12 protein-coding genes are annotated in these 16,312 nt (G+C 70.0%); all 12 read right to left on the minus strand.

The window, feature by feature from the left end; genetic code table 11:
• Window position 1: 1 nt before the first annotated feature.
• The gene (locus VH569_RS15060; RefSeq protein ID WP_423316078.1) at window positions 2-1,753 is read right to left on the minus strand and encodes an ATP-binding cassette domain-containing protein; all 1,752 of its coding nucleotides are present in this window, start codon (window positions 1,751-1,753) and stop codon (window positions 2-4) included.
• A gap of 7 nt (window positions 1,754-1,760) precedes the next feature.
• Window positions 1,761-2,519 (minus strand): substrate-binding periplasmic protein, encoded by a 759-nt coding sequence (locus VH569_RS15065; RefSeq protein ID WP_423316079.1) that lies wholly within the window; start codon window positions 2,517-2,519, stop codon window positions 1,761-1,763.
• A gap of 8 nt (window positions 2,520-2,527) precedes the next feature.
• Window positions 2,528-2,698 carry a hypothetical protein gene (locus VH569_RS15070; RefSeq protein WP_376962733.1) on the minus strand — a complete coding sequence of 57 codons (171 nt, stop codon included), beginning with the start codon at window positions 2,696-2,698 and terminating at the stop codon, window positions 2,528-2,530.
• Window positions 2,699-2,732: 34 nt separating this feature from the next.
• Entirely contained in the window at window positions 2,733-3,236 is a 504-nt protein-coding gene (locus tag VH569_RS15075) for a YcjF family protein (protein ID WP_423316080.1), read from the minus strand.
• Window positions 3,237-3,626: 390 nt separating this feature from the next.
• Window positions 3,627-6,944, minus strand: coding sequence for a type VI secretion protein IcmF/TssM N-terminal domain-containing protein (locus VH569_RS15080; RefSeq protein ID WP_423316081.1), 3,318 nt, complete (start codon window positions 6,942-6,944; stop codon window positions 3,627-3,629).
• Window positions 6,932-7,702 carry a hypothetical protein gene (locus VH569_RS15085; protein ID WP_423316082.1) on the minus strand — a complete coding sequence of 257 codons (771 nt, stop codon included), beginning with the start codon at window positions 7,700-7,702 and terminating at the stop codon, window positions 6,932-6,934. The genes VH569_RS15080 and VH569_RS15085 overlap by 13 nt, the downstream gene beginning before the upstream one ends.
• Window positions 7,699-8,175 (minus strand): hypothetical protein, encoded by a 477-nt coding sequence (locus VH569_RS15090; protein ID WP_423316083.1) that lies wholly within the window; start codon window positions 8,173-8,175, stop codon window positions 7,699-7,701. Before VH569_RS15090 ends, VH569_RS15085 begins: the two co-directional genes overlap by 4 nt.
• A gap of 2 nt (window positions 8,176-8,177) precedes the next feature.
• On the minus strand, window positions 8,178-8,561 hold the full coding sequence (locus VH569_RS15095) for a hypothetical protein (RefSeq protein WP_423316084.1): 384 nt from the start codon (window positions 8,559-8,561) through the stop codon (window positions 8,178-8,180).
• Window positions 8,562-8,575: 14 nt separating this feature from the next.
• Window positions 8,576-11,665 carry an ABC transporter substrate-binding protein gene (locus VH569_RS15100; protein WP_423316085.1) on the minus strand — a complete coding sequence of 1,030 codons (3,090 nt, stop codon included), beginning with the start codon at window positions 11,663-11,665 and terminating at the stop codon, window positions 8,576-8,578.
• A gap of 46 nt (window positions 11,666-11,711) precedes the next feature.
• On the minus strand, window positions 11,712-13,115 hold the full coding sequence (locus VH569_RS15105; protein ID WP_423316086.1) for an HlyD family type I secretion periplasmic adaptor subunit: 1,404 nt from the start codon (window positions 13,113-13,115) through the stop codon (window positions 11,712-11,714).
• The gene (locus VH569_RS15110) at window positions 13,112-14,794 is read right to left on the minus strand and encodes an ATP-binding cassette domain-containing protein (protein WP_423316087.1); all 1,683 of its coding nucleotides are present in this window, start codon (window positions 14,792-14,794) and stop codon (window positions 13,112-13,114) included. Before VH569_RS15110 ends, VH569_RS15105 begins: the two co-directional genes overlap by 4 nt.
• On the minus strand, window positions 14,791-16,215 hold the full coding sequence (locus VH569_RS15115) for a TolC family protein (RefSeq protein WP_423316088.1): 1,425 nt from the start codon (window positions 16,213-16,215) through the stop codon (window positions 14,791-14,793). The genes VH569_RS15110 and VH569_RS15115 overlap by 4 nt, the downstream gene beginning before the upstream one ends.
• Window positions 16,216-16,312: the final 97 nt, after the last annotated feature.

Below are 16,312 nucleotides of genomic sequence, written 5' to 3' on the forward strand. Positions count from 1 at the left end.
ATCACGCGGTCTCCTGCAAGCAAGCCATGGCGGGGTCCGAAGCGGAACCCATGTCGGGTCGGGACGCGGCCGTCGCGGCCGGCATGTCCGTTGCCCCGTCGATTGTTTCGGTGTTCGTCATCCGGCCATTCGTCATTCGGATCGTGACGTCGCAGACCGACGAGACGTCGCCGTCGTGCGACACGAAGATCACGGTGCGGCCGAGGGCCCGCAGCTTGCCGATGATCTCGTTGGTGAAGCGGGTGCGGAATTCGGCATCCTGGTCGGATGTCCATTCGTCGAGGATGACGACCGGCCGGCCTTCCGCCACCGCCACCGCCAGGGCGACGCGCCGGCGCTGCCCCTTCGACAGGTCGCGGTTCAGCAGCCCGTTGCCGGTGTCCGGAACCAGATGGTCGATCTTCAGATAGGCCAGCATCTCGCGGAACAGCTCGGCATCGAAGCCGGGCCCCTGCGGCAGCCGGGTGAACAGGTGATGGTCCTGGAACACGGCGCAGAACAGGTCGCGGTAGGCTTCCAGCCGGTCGGTCTCCACCGGCTGCCCGTCGAGCAGCACCTGACCCTCGTCGGGGCGGAACAGCAGCGGGATGACGCGCAGCAGGGTGGACTTGCCCGACCCGTTGGAGCCGACGATGCCGACCACGCTGCCCGCCGGGATGGTCAGGTCGATGGGACCGATCACGAAGGGTTCCGGCCGCAGACCGGCGCGGTAGGCGAAGCTGACGCCGCGCAGCTCGATGCTGGAGAAGCGGCGCGGGGCGCGGGCGGTGCGCGACGGCTCGTATTCCAGCGCCGGCATGGTGCCGAGCAGGGCCGTCAGCTGTGCCGCCGCATCCTCCGCCGCCACATAGTCGGGAACGGCGTTGAGGAACTTCGACAGCGGGCGGGCCAGGAACAGGATGACCGAGGTGACCAGCGGCAGTTCCGACACCGACATCGCGCCCATGCGCGGGAAGATGAAGACGAAGACCGCCGAGAAGCCGATGATGATCGTCGCGATCCAGGAGAACAGCTCGCCCAGATTGCGGCCGTGGCGGCGCTTCAGCTCTTCCCAGCGGGCGACGTCGGCCTCCACGGCCTGGGTCAGCTCGTCGCGGCGCGCCTTGCCCAGCTTGACCTCGGCATTGCCGCCGACCAGCTCGGAGAAGCCCTGGAGCATCCGGATCTCGGACTCCTTGGCGTCGCCGAGCAGCAAGCGGGTCCGCTGCGCCTCGCGCACGTACCAGCCGCCGACCAGCAGCGCCGCCACCAGCAGCAGCGTGGCGCCGACGGTGGACAGGGTCCACAGGTAGAGGTAGGCGACCGCCGCCACCAGCATCATGTTGGCGGCGATGGACAGGTTGGGCAGCAATGCTGCGATGCGCTCCAGATGATGGTTGCCGAGATCGAAGGAGCGCTTGGCCTGCAAATCCAGGATGTCGGCGTGGCCGCCCAGCGTGACGTGGCGGAGGAAGCGCCGCCGCACCCCGGCCAGCGCGCTGAAGGCGGTGGTCAGCGTCAGGGAGACGAAGCGCTTGGCAAACGCGTAGGAGACCAGCAGCGACAGGCAGAAGATCAGGAAGGGGGTGTCCAGCACCTCGCCGCGCATCCAGCCGCTCAGCTCCGCGCTGAGGCTCATCAGGCTGATGAGGTTGGCGGTGGCGGCGACGCAGCCGGTGATGACCAGCCGGGTCAGGATGCTGCGGTCGGCAAGGCCGATCAGCGGCAGCAGCGAGGACGGCGGTCGGCTGGGAGGGGGCATGCGCTTGGCCATCGTCCGGTCACTCCGCCAGCCAGCCGTCGAGAATGCGGGCGATGGTTCCGTTGTCGCGCAGCTTGACGAAGGCGGCCTGCAGCCGTTCCGCCTTCTCCTTGCGCGCCTTGGGCAGGGCGATGTAGCGGGGGATCAGCCCGACCGGCTTGGGCAGCACGCGCACGTCCTTCAGCCGGCCGTCCTGCTTGGCCATGTAGTTCAGCACATGCAGGTCGCCGACGATCACGTCCACCCGGCCGAGGATCAGGCGGCGGAAATTGACCACGTTGCTGCTCGATGCCACCTTTTCCAGATATGTCGCCGCGTCGAAGTCGGCGGCGTAGGAGAAGCCGTCGACCACGCCGATGCGGTAGGAGGTCAGATCCTCCAGCCGGTCGAAGGTGATGTTGGAGTCCTTGCGCACCATGAACACGGTCGTGCCGGTGCGGAACGGGCCGATCATGTTGTACTGCGCGAAGCGGGTCGGCGACGCGATGAACTGGAAGCCGATGTCCGCGGTGTTCTCGTCCATCGACTGGACCACCTCGGTCCAGGACAGCGGGCGATGGACCGGGGTGACGTTGAGTTCCTTCAGCAGCGCGTTGACGATCTCGGTGTCGATGCCGGTGCGGTTGCCGTTGAAGGAGTAATTGTAGGGCGGGAAATGGTCCTCCGACGCGACGGTCCAATATTCGGCGCGGGCCGGAGTGCACAGCCCGAGCAGCGCCAGCAGGGCCAGCAGCAGGGCCGGCAGTCGCCGAGGCGCGTTGGGAGGGAGCATGGTCATGGCTGCGGTCACGCCTTGGCCAGCTTCTTGCGGCGGCCGGTGAGCAGGATCATGACGAGGAGGGCGCCGGGCGGCGTCAGAACCACCGCCAGGAAGGCGTAAAGCAGGAAGCCGCCGCGGCGGCCGATCCCCAGAAACCCGACCAGCAGGCAGAGACCGATATAGATCAGCTCGAACACGGCGATGCTTCCTTCTTTGCCCGGCGTTCAGGCGTCAGACGGCCTTCTGGACCGGCTGCTCGTCCATCTGCGGTGCGGCGGCCGGAGCGTCGGCGGCGGCCTCACCCTTGGCGGCATCGAACTCCTTGCGGAAATATTCGCGCATCGCATCGATGTCGAAATCCAGCAGCGTGCCGCCGGTCTCGAAATGCTGGGCGAACACCTGGCCCAGGGCCCGGGTCGCCGCCAGCGACAGCGCTGGCATCACCGCCACGCCGAGCGCGGTGCCGATGAAGGGGACGGCCTTGACGGCGGAGCCCAGGACGCTGGAGCTGAGAGCCCCCGGCATGACGCCACCCAGCAGGGCGCCGACGATGGCGCGGGTCCGCTCCTGCGCGAACTCGACTCCATAGAGCTTGGCGAGCTTGTGGACGAGGTTCAGCTGCGCCGCGCTGACGGCGGCGACGTCGGCGCCCGGAACGGGGATCAGCCCGAAGGCGCCCGAGGCGTAGCTGTGATATTTGATCAGGTCCTGGGCGCGCTTCTTACGGTCTACCATGATCCGAAGCCTTTCTCGGGTCGGGAAGAGTTGATCTGCGGTGGAAACCACGGCGTCGACCACACGTTTCCGTTCGATCGGCGCCGCTCGGCCGAGCCTTCCGGTGGAAGGCGGCAGCCGATCGTCAATTGCAGGCACGGCAATTGACAAACGAAAGGCGTTGGCTGCCCGCGGCAGCGATAAAATTAGCTAATGATGATTAGATCGTAAGCTCGGCAGGAAATATCTGCCCGCAGGTCTATATCGGATAGTCTGTTGATACGGTTTTATTGATTAAAAACCTATTAAGTCACTGTTGGGGTTATTAGAATTTTTGCAGAGACATGGATCGGCTTGTCGCGATATGTGACCAAAGATGTCATTAGCCTTTCCTGTGACTGGCGCTTCGCTCTACCTTGAAGGGAAACGGGAAGGCAGGTCCAAGGTCTTCGCCGGCAGGGCGGATCGCGACCCGGAGGCAATGGACGCCGTCATGAACAGGACCGTATCGCGCACCGGCTCGCCGCCGATGGTCTGGGTCGGCAGGACGATGCGCAGCAGGGCGCCGTCGCCGCTCGTGGAGGACGACCGCCCTTTCAACAGCCGCAGCAATGCCCAGGGGCCGCGCTCGACCAGCGTCAGCGTGTCGCCGGCCGCCGCTTCCGCTTCGCTCGCCATGGCGTTCTTCGGGCGATAGGGCGAACCGGCGGCCCAGCGGAAGCTGAGGAGCAGCGGTTGCCCAGCCTTCCAGACCAGCGCGTCGGAACCGGCGGAGGCGCCGACCGCGCTGGTCCCCGACCGCACCGACCAGTCGATGATGTGTTCCGCCCCCAGTTCCTGCGCCCGGTTGGTGCCATAGCTGAAACGGACACTGACCGGTGCCGAACGGGAGACCGCGTCGAACAGGGGACGCACCGCCTCCATTTTTTCGAGGAAGGTAGCGACTTCAGGCGTCGCCGTCTTCATGACGGCCGCCCGGTTCTCGTCGAGCTGCTCGTAGAAGCGGCGCACGTCCTTGGGATCGGCATCCGGCGCACCGCGGGCGAGATCCGGGCGGACGAAGGGGAAACGTCCGGCCAGCGATTGGGAGAACACGGCGTCGAGCCGCGCCACCGCCGCCTCGGGGGCAGGCAGCGCAGGCGCCGCAGGCTCCGCGGGCAGGATTGGAAGGGCCGGCAATGGCGGCAGCGGGGGCAGCCGGGCCGGCGGGGGAGCCTCGTACGGCGCAGGCGGCGGGCTGGCGACCGCCACCTGCTTGGGCGGTGCGGGAACGGGCGCGGGAACGGGCTCGGGAGTCGGCGCGGGCGGCGCGGGGCGCTGCTCGACGACCGGCGCCGCCGGAGCGGGGGCCGCGGGCTTGCTTTCGGAAGCGGCGGCTTTGGCCGGCGGCGGCTCGTCCTTGGGCTTGACCGCCACGGCAGCAACCAGTTGCGACGGCAGGGCGGCGACCGCAGGGTTCAGGGACAGTGCGCCGCCTTCGCCGCTGGTCAGCAGGCGTCCGGCCGACGGGGTGTCGAGCGCCAGGACGGCGGCACGGGCCGCGGTGGCCGCGGTGGACAGTGCCTCGGTGATGCGGTCGGTGGTGTCGCGGCCGGGAAGGTCGGCCATCGCCGCCTTCTGGAGCGCCAGCTTGACGGAATCCGGCAAGCCGCGCGCGGGATCCTGCAAGGCGGCGGCAATCGGCCAGCCGGCGGCCTCGGTGACGGCATCGACCAGTCGGCCGAGGTCCACGACATCCTCTTCGCTCGGCGATTGCGGCAGGTCGCGCAGCCGGTCGGCCAAGGCCTGTGCCCGCAGACGCAGGGGGTTGCGGGTGCAGAGTTCCTCGGCCAGCGGAGCGGCGAGCTGCACCGATTCCGCCCGCAGGGCGACCGCGATGGTCCTGGCATCCAGGTTGGGAAGGTCGGCCCCGGCGGCGATGCGCGTGATGAAGCCGTCGGTCGCCGCGATGGGCGGGCGCGGCACGGCGTCATAGACGCTTTCGGCCAGCGCCAGCAGCTCGTCGAACCCGCTGTTGCGGCGGAAGCGGTCGTAACGCTCCAGCGCACCGCGCCGGCCGCCGATGCGGTCCAGCTGGGCGGCCAGCCGGCGGAAGGCCGGCAGATCCTCGACGCGCCGGGGATTGGTGACCGGCGGCAGGTCGGTCAGGGCGGAGCTGGGCAGCAGGGCGTCGCGGATCGGCCTCAGCACCGCCCGGCGCAGGGTGACCGACGCGAGCCGCCGCTTGTCCTCGTCGACCCCGCTGAACAGCGAGGTCGGCAGCAGCGGCGTCGCCAGCCGGTCGCGCTCCATCACGGCGGTGGCGGCGATCACACGGCCGACCATCGGGCCGACCATGGGGCCATCCGCCAGGGCGTCGCGTGACAGCAGCGCCCGCCGCAGGTCGGCAACCGGTGCCGCCACCGCAGCGCTTCCGGCCGATACGCCGGCGAAGCCCTGCCAGGCGGCGACCGACAGGACCGTCACGGAGGCGGCCAGCGTGGCCTGCGCGATCCGGCGATGCCGGCGGCCTTGCAGGAAAGCGGTTTCCGACGGGCGTCCATAGCCGGGTTCGGCGAAGGCGCGGCCGGGCAGCAGGTCGCGGGCGAAGGCCGGGCGGCGTCCCCCCGTCGCGGTCGCACAGGCGCCGGTCAGGGCGATGCCGCGCAGCGGGAAGGGCTCGGAAGCCTCGTCTCCCCCCAGCGCGCCGTCGAGGAACAGCGCCAGCGGATGGCGCAGCGTCTCCAGCGATGCCGGGAGAAGCGGCAGGCGCACGCAGGCGGTCCCGGCGGCGGTCACACCGGCGAGCGCGTCGGCCTCCAGCAGGGCGAGGTCGGATTGGATGGCGTCGAAGGCTTCCGCCATACGGGCGGGCTCGAAAGGCGCCAGCCAGTCATACGGGCTGGTCCATCCCAGCACGCTGTCCAGCATGGCCGCGGGAATCGTCGCGCAGAGGTCGCCGAAGCCGTCGAGGGACTCCGCGCGCACCACCGCCACATGCACCGGGCAGACCATGCCGAGCTCGTCGCGGATCGAGCGCAGCCGTGCGCGCAGGGACTCGGCCCGCTTGGCCAGCGCCCGGCGCGGTGCCTCGCGTTCCGCCGCGGCGCGCAGCTCGTCGGCGCCGACCAACAGCAGGATGCCGTCCAGCGGCCGGCGCATCGGCCGTTTGCGGACCGCCGCGACCAGCGACGGCCAGGAGGCGTCCAGTTTCGTGCCATCGGCGGAATCGGCGCCGGCATGCAGGATCGCTGCCCCTTCGCAGAACCACCAGCAGCCGTTCTCGGTGTTGCCGTCTTCCGGCCAGCGCACATGGGTCGGGTCGGTGGCGAGCAGCGCCGGGCCGCCGACGCCGAAGGCGAGGAACCAGGGAATGTCGCCGCGCCGCAGGGGACCGCGCATCTGCCGGGCCAGAATGTCCAGCCCTTCGTTGTAGGTGCGGGCCAGCGGCGGCTTGCCGGCGGCGGCCTTCGACGGCGGCGGCGCCTCCGCCCGGACATGGAGCGCCGAGGACGGCATGGGCTTGCGCGCCGGAGCCTTGGCACGGGCCGCGGCCTTGGCGGGCTTGCGCCGGCGGCGGAGCCGGGCGCGCAGCGTCGGCCAGACCGACCGGGCCACCCGATAGAGGATGTAGAGTGGCAGGGCCGCCAGCAGGAAGGGCAGGTAGGCGAAGACGAAGGACAGGATCCAGCCGATGGCCGAACCGATGCTGGAGATCACGAGTTCAATCGTCAGGATCAGTAGGACCATGACTGCCCCATATCCTCGACCGCGGACCGGGCGCCGCGCAGGTCACGCTGGAGATCGTTGACGGCGGTGGACCACAGCAGATGGGACACCAGCAGGAACAGGGCCGCCACGCCGCCGACCGCCATCCACCAGCGCCGCGCCGACGGTCGGAAGCCGCCGACCACCGCACCCATCGGCGGATCGTAGGCGCGTCGGCTGGCGAGGCCGGCCTGCGGCTGCTCGGTTCCGCCCTCCCTGCCGGTGACGATCCGGTGCAGCGGCGAGCGTCGCGCCGCCGCCTGGGCATCGTCGGGGAAGCCGAGGGCCAGGGCCGCCAGATAAACCGCGGCAAGCCCGCGGTCGGCCTTGGCGCCCTGGCGGATCAGGTCGTCGGCCTGGACGAACAGGGTCTGCAGGGTGGCGTTCGCACCGAACAGGCGGCCGGCGACGACGGCGTCGGCCGGCTTCACCTGGGCAAGCGCCCGGTCCGCCAGCATCGCCATCGCAAAGGCAGCCTTCACCACCGTGCCATGGGCGGCGGGACCCTGGGCGGTCGCCGAGGCGCTCATGCCGTGGAGCATTGCGACCAGCCGTTCGGCGACCGACCCGGCCGGGGCCTGGTCCTGTGCGCAGGCGGCCAGCAGATCGGCGTGGAAGGCGCGGAAAAGGGCCAGGACACCCGGACCGGCGGCGCGTGCCGTATCGGCGGCAGCAACGACGGCGGCGGCGGCGGGCGCGGCCGGAGGTGCGGAGGGCGAGGGGGCGGGCCGTACGGTCACGGTGCGGTGTCCTTCGGCAGCGGAGCCACGGTGAAGCCGTCTCGTCCCAGCCGGATGTCGAGCGCGCTCATGCCGTCCAGCGACTGGCGGTGGACCCCCGGCATGCCGTAGCGCGCGAAGACGATGGTTGCGGTGGGTGCGGCGGCAAAGGGGGGAAGGCTGCGCAGGATCACGCTCTGTCCGGGAACCAGCTCCCAGGACGCGATGGCGATCCGCCCGGCAGCCTCGCCGTTCAGGGCCGCCCGCTCGCGGAACCAGCCTGCGGCGTCGAGCGAGCCGACCCGGCGCGCCAGGGCGCTGTCGGCCACCCGGACCACGTCGACGGCCACCGGACGCCGGCCGTTGGCCTCGGCATCGGCGACGATGCGGAGCACCGGGGCCGGATCCGTCCCGCCATCCGTGACGCGATTCATGGACCCGTCGGCGGCGCAGCCGGCGAGCAGCAGGGCGATTGTCAGAGCCGTGCGCTTCATGGTCAGCCGCCCGCCCCACCGGCACAGACATAGCCGGCCGGCGTGTGGCGGTACCAGTTGCCTGCCGCCCCGGTGCAGGGGGTCAGCACCCGGTCGTTCTGCTGCGGGGCGGCCGGTTCTGCTGCCGGAGCCGGCGCGGTGCCGTCGGCAGCCCGGCCCGTCACGGGACGGTTGGCGAGGGCGAAGGACTCCTCGTCCTCCTCGACGATCATCACGTAGCGGGTGCGCTTGGACGGGTAGCGGATGCCGACGTCGTAATCGCCGTCGCCCACCCGCTCCAGGATCGCGGCGGACTTTTCGCTGCCGAAGGGTGCGCAGGCCGACCCGGCGAGCAGGACCGGCAGCAGCGTCGCCGCGGCGAGGCAGCGGCGGAAGGGGCGTGTCATCGGGATGCTCCTGCTCATGCCGGAACGGTCGCGTGCGGGATGGCTGCGGTGACGACCGCAGCGGCGGCGCCCGCCTCCAACAGGTCGGGCGGGGTCGGGTCGATGCCGGCGTCGGCCAGCGTCCGGTAGACCGAGCGCCAGACCAGTTCGGGCACGGCGAAGCTGGCCTCGTGGTCCTTGACGCAGAAGAACAGGTTGTACTTGCACAGCCACTGTCCGTTGACGGCGCGGAAGCCGTCATAGCGGACGAAGGGCAGCCCGCCGGTGTCGCTCGGCATCACCCGGTCGGTGGCGCGCAATGCCGTGGTCAGCAGGCCGCCCATGTGGCCGGGGTCGATGCTGGCGTCGGCGAAATATTCCAGCTTCATCGAAACGCGCTCGACCGAGCTGAAATTGACCACGGTCGCTTCCGACACCTTGGCGTTCGGCATCGCGACGATGAAGCCGGCGACGTTGCGCACCCGCACCGTCCGCCACGTCATGTCGACCACGACGCCGCGGACGACGTCGGTGATCTGGATGCTGTCGCCGATCTGGAACGGCCGTTCGATGTTGAGGATGATGCCGGAGAAGACGTTGGCGATGTTGGCCTGGATGGCGAGGCCGATGACCATGCCGACGAGGCCGGAGGCCGCCAGCAGGCTGGTGATCGGCTGCTTCAGCACGAAGGCCATGATGCCGCAGCCGGCGAAGCCGAAGACGATCAGGGTGGAGAAGCGGCGGACGATGGCCGGGATGCGGCGCTGGGTGCGGATCTCCAGCGGGGTCCAGACGAAGCGTTCCATCGTGCGGTCGACCAGGATCGCCGGCACGATCCACCACAGCACGTTGATGCCGTTCACCACCATGGCGATGCCGCTCGCCGGCAGCGTCGCCACCGCCTGATCCAGCACGATGTTGCCGGCCGACATCAGCAGGAGCGGCCAGGACAGGATGCGCATGAACAGCGTCTGGATCTTCCAGAACTGGCCGCGGTCGCGCCGGTCCATGAATGCTGCGAAGACCGCCAGCACCGCGCTGAAGATGGCGATGTAGACGAAGAAGTCGCGGTGGATGAAGTCGCGCGCCGCAGGCGCGTCCGGCGTCGCCACCACGCCGAAATCGACGCGGGAGAAGTCCGGCTGCGGCCGGCCGAAGCCGACATAGTTGGGATCGCCCTCGCTGCTGACGCTGGTGACGTCCTGGGAGATCCAGGCGCGCGACAGCCGCCAGCCCGGCGACGGGGCCAGCACCCGCTTGGCGCGCAGCTGGTCGAGCAGGGTGGAGCTTTCGCTCTCGCCTTCCAGCGCCCGGCGGAAGCGGTCGGCGAGGCTGAGGTCGGCAGCCGACGCGGTTTCCGCCGCGGCCATCGCCTTCAGCTTCTCGACGAAGTCGTTGGTGTTCACCAGCGACATGCCGAGCACGTCGGTGACGAACATCACCGTGTTGCGGTTCTGCGTCCGGTGGCGGAAGCTGACGCCGACGGAATGGCTGCCGTAGGGCGGCCGCTGGTCGGAGAAGTTCAGCGAGAAGCGCCCTTCGATCCGGTAGGCGACGTAGGTGGTGACCTCGCCGCGCTCCTCGCGGTAGGGCTTGCCCAGCTCCACCGGCTTGACTGCGTTGGTGAAGACGACGTCGGCCGGGTTGAAGGCGCCGCGGTAGCGGAACCAGATGGTCAGGTTCAGCGTCGCTTCGTTGGCGTCCGGATTGAGGTCGCGGATCTCGTGCAGCTGGACGCCGGTGTAGATGACGTCCGTCTTGTACATGAAGCGGTCGTTGACGTAGAGCGCCCGCCCGCGCTGCACCTCCTCCAGGAAGTTGGAGACGCCGGCCTCGCGGATCGGCTGCAGCTGGGTCAGCGCCGCCACCGGGTTCAGGCCGTTGTAGGTCGCCATCATCACCGGCAGGGTCGCCTGCCCGCGGGCGTCGAAGGTCCAGGTTCCGGCAGTCGACTGGACCGCGGTCTCGGCACGGTCATGGCCGGCGATGGCAAGACGGAGCGCGTCCCCGTCCGGCTTGCCGGTGCCGGCGGTGGAAGCGGCGATGGCGCCGGCGATCAGATCGACGCCGTCGGCGCCCAGCGCCGCCGCCCAGTCGGGCACGGCGTTGAAGCGCTTGACATACTGGCCGTAAAAGCGCTGCGCCCGCTCGTTCGCGGTGTCGAACAGCACGGGCGAGGCGACCAGCAGGCCATGGCCGTAGGCCTCCGGCGTCAGCGCCTTGGGGTTCGCCTGGGTCTGGGCGACGATCTCGGTGCGGAAGGCGGCGGTCGCCATCTCCGAACTGCCGGCGATCAGGTTGCGCACGCCGACGTCGCGCAAGGCGACCACCACGCGCGCGCTGTCCACCGCCGAGCCGATGACGACGATGGCGCCGGTCGGCATCCGCTCCTTCACCGCCTGGGCCAGCACCGGCAGGGCGCCGGCCCCGCCGCGTCCGGGTGCGTAGGTCCACTGGTTGACCAGCTTGGTGCCGAAGCGCTGGAGGATGCTGTCGAACTGGCCGGCAAGCGCCGCCGCCTGCTCGCTGTCCTCGCGGATGATGGCGACCGTCGGCTCGCCCACCACGTTGCGGACATAGTTGGCGAGGAAGCGGATTTCATGGGTGCGGTCGAAGCCGATGCTGAACAGCCACGGGCTGGGCGTGCCGTCCGTCGGGCGGACCAGCGGGCGCGGTGCGATCAGCGGGATCTTCTTCTGCGCATAGATGGCGGCGGCGCTGTCGGTGGCGTCCGGCGTGTGGCCGACCACCGCGACGATGGTGGGATCGTTGGCGATGCGCCGGGCGATCTCCAGCGACTTGCCCTTGTCGCCCTCGTCGTCGAAAGGCCTGACCTCCACCGGGCGCCCGCCGATGCCGCCGGCCGCGTTGATGGTGTCGGCCCGCAGCGCCGCACCCTTGCGCAGCGCCAGCCCGAGCGCCGCGTCCGGTCCGCTCAGCGGTCCCACCACGGCGAGCGCCAGCGGCTCCCCGGCGCGCTCGCCGAGGAAGCCGGCGCGCACCACCAGCGACACCAGAACGGTGACCAGCATCGCCGCCGCCAGGATCAGGGCGAAGCGCGCCTTCTTGGTCATGTGCGACCAGCGCAGCGGTTGCCGGGAACGGGGCTGGAGCGAACTCAGCATCGGGGGATCCTCGGGGGAGGGATAAGTCTCGTGATCGCAGCCATCCTCACCGCTCCTGCATCGCATGCTGGAGGCCGTTGAGGACCGGCGAGAAGACGTAGTCGAGGATCGTGCGGCGCCCGGTCAGGATGCTGCAGGTCACCCGCACGCCGGGGAACAGCTCGTAGGTCTTGCCGCCATAGTCGAAGCGCGTCACCGGCAGTTCGACGCGGACCTTGTAGTAGGACTGCTTGTTGGCATCGAGCAGCGTGTCGGGGCTGATCGTCCGCACCCGCCCCTCGATATGGCCGAAGCGCGAGGCGTCGCTGCCGGCCAGCGTCACCACCACCGGCTGGTCGGCGCGGACATAGCCGATGTCCTGCACCGGCAGGCGGGCGTCCACCACCAGATTGCCGTCGCGCGGCACCAGCTCCACCACCGTCTCGCCGGCCTTGACGACGGCGCCTTTGGTGGAGACGGCCAGAGTCTTGACGATGCCATCCATCGGCGCCCGCATGCTGGAGCGGTCCAGGCTGTCCTGATAACGGGTCAGGCGCTGCGACAGTTCGTTGTGGTTGCGCCGCGCCTCGTCCAGGGCGTTGCGGCCCTCTTCCTCGTACTTGCGGCCGATCCACACCAGCTTGCTGCGCGCCTCCGCCAGGGCCGCTTCGGCCTGGGCCAGGGTGGCGCGGTCCTCGGCGATGGAGCCGGTGATGCGGGCGTCGTCGCGCAGAAGCTCCAGATGCTTCATGCGGTTGGTGATCTCGCGCTTCAGCAGACTTTCGCTGATCGACAGCTGTTCGCGGATCAGGCCCTGCGCCACCTGGGAGCCGGAGATGCGGGCGCGGACGGCGGCCATCTGCTGCTCGCGCTGGACGATGTCCTGGCGCTGGATGTCGATGTCGGAGGCCAGCCGGTCGCGCCGGGCGCGGAACAGGTCGCGGGTCTGCGCCACCAGATCCGGCCGCTCGCGGGTCAGCGTCTCGGGAAAGTCGATGCTGTCGCGCCGCGTGACTTCGGCCTCCAGCCGGGCGATGTCGGCGGAGAGCGAGCCGAGGCGCAGGCGCAGCTCTTCCAGGTCGGCGCGGGTCTTGGTCTGGTCCAGCTCGACCAGCACCTGCCCGGCCTTCACCGAATCGCCTTCCTGCACCAGGATGTCGCGGACGATGCCGCCTTCGAAATGCTGGACCGACTGGTTGTAGGCCAGCGGCACCACGTCGCCGGGCGCGCTGCTGGAGACGTTCAGCTCGGCGATGGAGGCCCAGCCCAGCGCGGCGAGGAAGGCGGCGATGCTGACGGCGAACAGCCCGTCGCCGAAGCGGCTTTCGCTCTCCGGCGCCGTGGCGGTGGCGAAGGGCAGTGCCGGTGCCGCTGCCGCTGCCGCTGCGCCCAGGTTAAGGCTGGGGGAAAGGCCGGGGGGCAGGGTGGGGCTGGCGGCCCGCTTGCGGGTCAGCAGGGGAAGCGGCTTCATGATGCCACCAGTCCGGCCGGGTCACGGCTCATGGCCAAATCCTGCGACTGATCGAGGTCGAGCACCAGGGAGGCGCCCTGGAGGATGCGCGGATCGTGCGAGGCGATGACCACCGTGTGGCCGGCGCGCGCCAGTTCGATCAGCGTGCGGTAGACGACGGCGGTGCCTTCGGCGTCCAGACCGTCGGTCGGCTCGTCCAGCAGGATCAGCCGGCCGCCGACCGCCAGCGCACGGGCGAGCGCCAGCCGGCGCCGGTGCCCGACCGGCAGCTCCTGGCCGAAGTTGCGCAGCGGCGTGTCGAGCCCCTGGGCGCAGTCGGCCACCGCGCGCTCGGCACCGGCGCGGTGCAGGACGGCCTGCAAGTCCGTTTCCGACAGGCGCGGGTTGGCGAGCAGCAGATTTTCCCGGATGGTCCGGTTGAGGAAGACGGGCTCCTGCGGCAGGTAGCCGGTCTGCTGGCGCCACCAGAGGGGGGCGAATTTGCGGATGTCGACGCCGTCGGCCAGGACGGCCCCCTCCTGCGGGTCGGCAAGCCCGGCGATCAGGCGGATCAGCGTCGATTTGCCCGAGCCGTTCCGCCCCTTCAGCACCAGGATGTTGCCGGCGGGAACCGACAGCGACAGGCGGCGCAGCAGCGGGGTGACCGCGCCGGCCGGGGTGTAGGTCAGGTCGCGCAGTTCCAGCGTGCCGCCATAGCGGGGCAGGCTGGTGCCGGTCGGCGGCTCCACCGCCGTGCGGGCGAACTGCTCCAGCCGGCTCTGCGCCTGCCGGGCCATCGCCAGCGATTCCCCGATCTGCGCCAGCCGGGTGAAGGGGGCCAGCGCCCGGCCGACCAGCAGGTTGACGCCGATCAGCGACCCGACATCCAGCTCGCCACGCACCACCAGCACGGCGCCGGTGGCGATCACCGCGACGCCCTGGAGCGCCTGGAGGCTCTGCGCCATCGACTGGGCACGGCCCTGTCGCATCGACATGCGTTCGCGCAAACTCCGGAGCGTTTTCGCCGCGCGCTGCCAGTCGCCGAGCAGCGGTTTGGCGCCGCCGAACAGGGCCGCCGCGTCGCGGCCGACGATGGCGGAGGTGACGAGACCCTGCGCATCGGCGCCGGCCTGGGCCAGATCGCGGCCGACCGCCCGCATGTCGGCCTGGGCCAGCAGGCCGGCGGCAATCGACAGCAGAGTGAACAGCACGCAGATCGCCGCCAGCGGCCAGGAGACCAGCGCCACCACGAGGATGAAGCCCAGCGCGAAAGGCAGGTCGAACAGCGTCGCCAGATTGGCGGAGCCGAGCGCCGCGTCGATCTGCTCGGGCGCCCGCATCGCCTCGCGCCGGGCGGCGTCGCCCTCCGCCGAGCCGGCGCCGCTGCGCGCGGTCAGCAGGATGCCGAAGGCGCCGGTCGCCAGACGGTCATGCTCGGCGCGGCCGATGCGGCCGGCGATGCCGAGGCGGACATGGCGGAACAGATGTTCGAAGGCGATGGACAGCACGACCCCGACGGTCAGCGCCGCCAGCGTCGAATCGACGCCGTGCGTCACGTACCGGTTCAGCACCAGCATGGTGTAGAAGGACGAGGCGAGGCCGAGCAGGTTCGCCGCGAGCGAAGCCGCGAAGACGCGGGTCGTCAGCCGCAGGTTGGAGCGCAGCCGCAGGAGCAGCAGTCCGATGGCGCCGCCGGTCATTGCTGGTCTCCCTTCCCACGCTTGCGCTTGGTGTCTCTGTTGGCGGGAGGTGATGGCTCGGTCTTGCCGGAGCCGTCGAACAGGCCGCGCCCCATCGCCGCCAGCTTCGGCATCGGTTTGGTCTGGATGTCGGCGGCAGTCAGACGCCCCATGGCGGCCAGCAGGCGGTATCCGGCGAGAACCAGTTCCGTCTCCGCCGCGGCGGCATCGCTGCGCGCGTTGATCAGCGTCGTCTCGCCCGAAAGGATGTCGATGAGCGACCGCGAGCCCAATTCGCGTTCCGCCCGCGCCACGTCGAGGAAGCCGGCGGCGAGGCTGGCCTGATCGTTCAGCAGCTTCACCTGCGAGCGGGCGCTCTCCAGCCGGTTCCAGCTGTTGCGGACGGTTTCCAGCACCGTGCGTTCCTGATCGGCCCAGTTGGCGTCGGCGGCGCGCAGGTCGGCTTCGGCGAGGCGGACGCTGTTGATCGCGGTCAGGCCGGTGTTCAGCGAGAAGGTGACCTGCAGCTTGAACAGCAGTTCGTCCTGCCGCCCCGGCTGGCCGGCGACGTCGCTCTTGATGTTGCGCTCGACATAGCCTTCCACCCGCGGATAGAGGGTGCGACCGCGCACCGACGCCACCGCTTCCTGGGCGGCGGCCGTGGTCAGGGCCAGTTCCTGAAGGCGCGGATTGTGGCGTCGCGCCTCGTCCACCGCCGCGTCCATCGACAGCGGCAGCGCGGCCTTGGTCATCGCCAGCACTTCGGCGCCGTCGAGCTGGAAGGGCACATGGCCGAAATAGGCCTGGAAGCGGCTGAGGGCCGTCTGCATCGCCTCTTCCGCCGCGACGCGGCGGGCCTGGGCGCCGGCAAGCTGGCTCTTGGCCTGGAGAACGTCGGTAGAGAAGCCGTAGCCTTCCTGAAGGCGGACCTCTTCCAGGCCGGTCTGCCGGCGGATGTTGTCTTCCGACTGGCGGGAGAAGACGAGCAGCCGGTGGGCGCGGACAAGGGTGGCGTAGGCGCTCAATCCTTCCACCAGCAATTCCTGGCGGGTGCGCTCCACGGCGATGTCGGCGCGGACCACGGAGACCTGCGCCCGCCGGATGTCGGCGTTGGTCGCGTCGAAATCCCAGATCAGCTGGGTCGCGCGCACCGACAGCTGCTTGGCGTTCAGGTCGGTGTTGGGAAGGCCGGCAGGCTTGTTGGTGGTCTCCCGCCCGCCATTGGCGGACAGGCTGAGCGTCGGGTACCAGCCGCCATGGCTGATCCGAAGCGCGTTGCGGGCGGACTCGGCCGCAGCCTCCGCCCCCCTCAGCCGGTCATGGGTTTCGGTCACCTTGCCGATCAGGGAAACCACGTCCTCGCGCGGAGACGCAAGCACAGGCTGCGCACCCCAGGCGATCAGCGGAAGCAAGACCGCAGCAGAAATGAAGGATTTACGCATGGGGGGTCCTGGGGCTCGCCATCGACCGAAGCTTATGGGCTTGCGACAATGGCGAACATAGCCGACAACCCTTATAGGGCTTTAAGACAAAACAGTG

The sequence above is a fragment of the Azospirillum sp. 11R-A genome, assembly GCF_049472615.1.
In the GTDB taxonomy this organism is placed as follows: Bacteria; Pseudomonadota; Alphaproteobacteria; order Azospirillales; family Azospirillaceae; genus Azospirillum; species Azospirillum palustre.

Coding starts and splice junctions, on each gene's coding strand:
- VH569_RS15060 (WP_423316078.1), bottom strand. CDS start 1,753: ATGGCCAAGCGCATGCCCCCTCCCAGCCGACCGCCGTCCTCGCTGCTG.
- VH569_RS15065 (WP_423316079.1), bottom strand. CDS start 2,519: ATGACCATGCTCCCTCCCAACGCGCCTCGGCGACTGCCGGCCCTGCTG.
- VH569_RS15075 (WP_423316080.1), bottom strand. CDS start 3,236: ATGGTAGACCGTAAGAAGCGCGCCCAGGACCTGATCAAATATCACAGC.
- VH569_RS15080 (WP_423316081.1), bottom strand. CDS start 6,944: ATGGTCCTACTGATCCTGACGATTGAACTCGTGATCTCCAGCATCGGT.
- VH569_RS15090 (WP_423316083.1), bottom strand. CDS start 8,175: ATGAAGCGCACGGCTCTGACAATCGCCCTGCTGCTCGCCGGCTGCGCC.
- VH569_RS15095 (WP_423316084.1), bottom strand. CDS start 8,561: ATGACACGCCCCTTCCGCCGCTGCCTCGCCGCGGCGACGCTGCTGCCG.
- VH569_RS15100 (WP_423316085.1), bottom strand. CDS start 11,665: ATGCTGAGTTCGCTCCAGCCCCGTTCCCGGCAACCGCTGCGCTGGTCG.
- VH569_RS15105 (WP_423316086.1), bottom strand. CDS start 13,115: ATGAAGCCGCTTCCCCTGCTGACCCGCAAGCGGGCCGCCAGCCCCACC.
- VH569_RS15110 (WP_423316087.1), bottom strand. CDS start 14,794: ATGACCGGCGGCGCCATCGGACTGCTGCTCCTGCGGCTGCGCTCCAAC.
- VH569_RS15115 (WP_423316088.1), bottom strand. CDS start 16,215: ATGCGTAAATCCTTCATTTCTGCTGCGGTCTTGCTTCCGCTGATCGCC.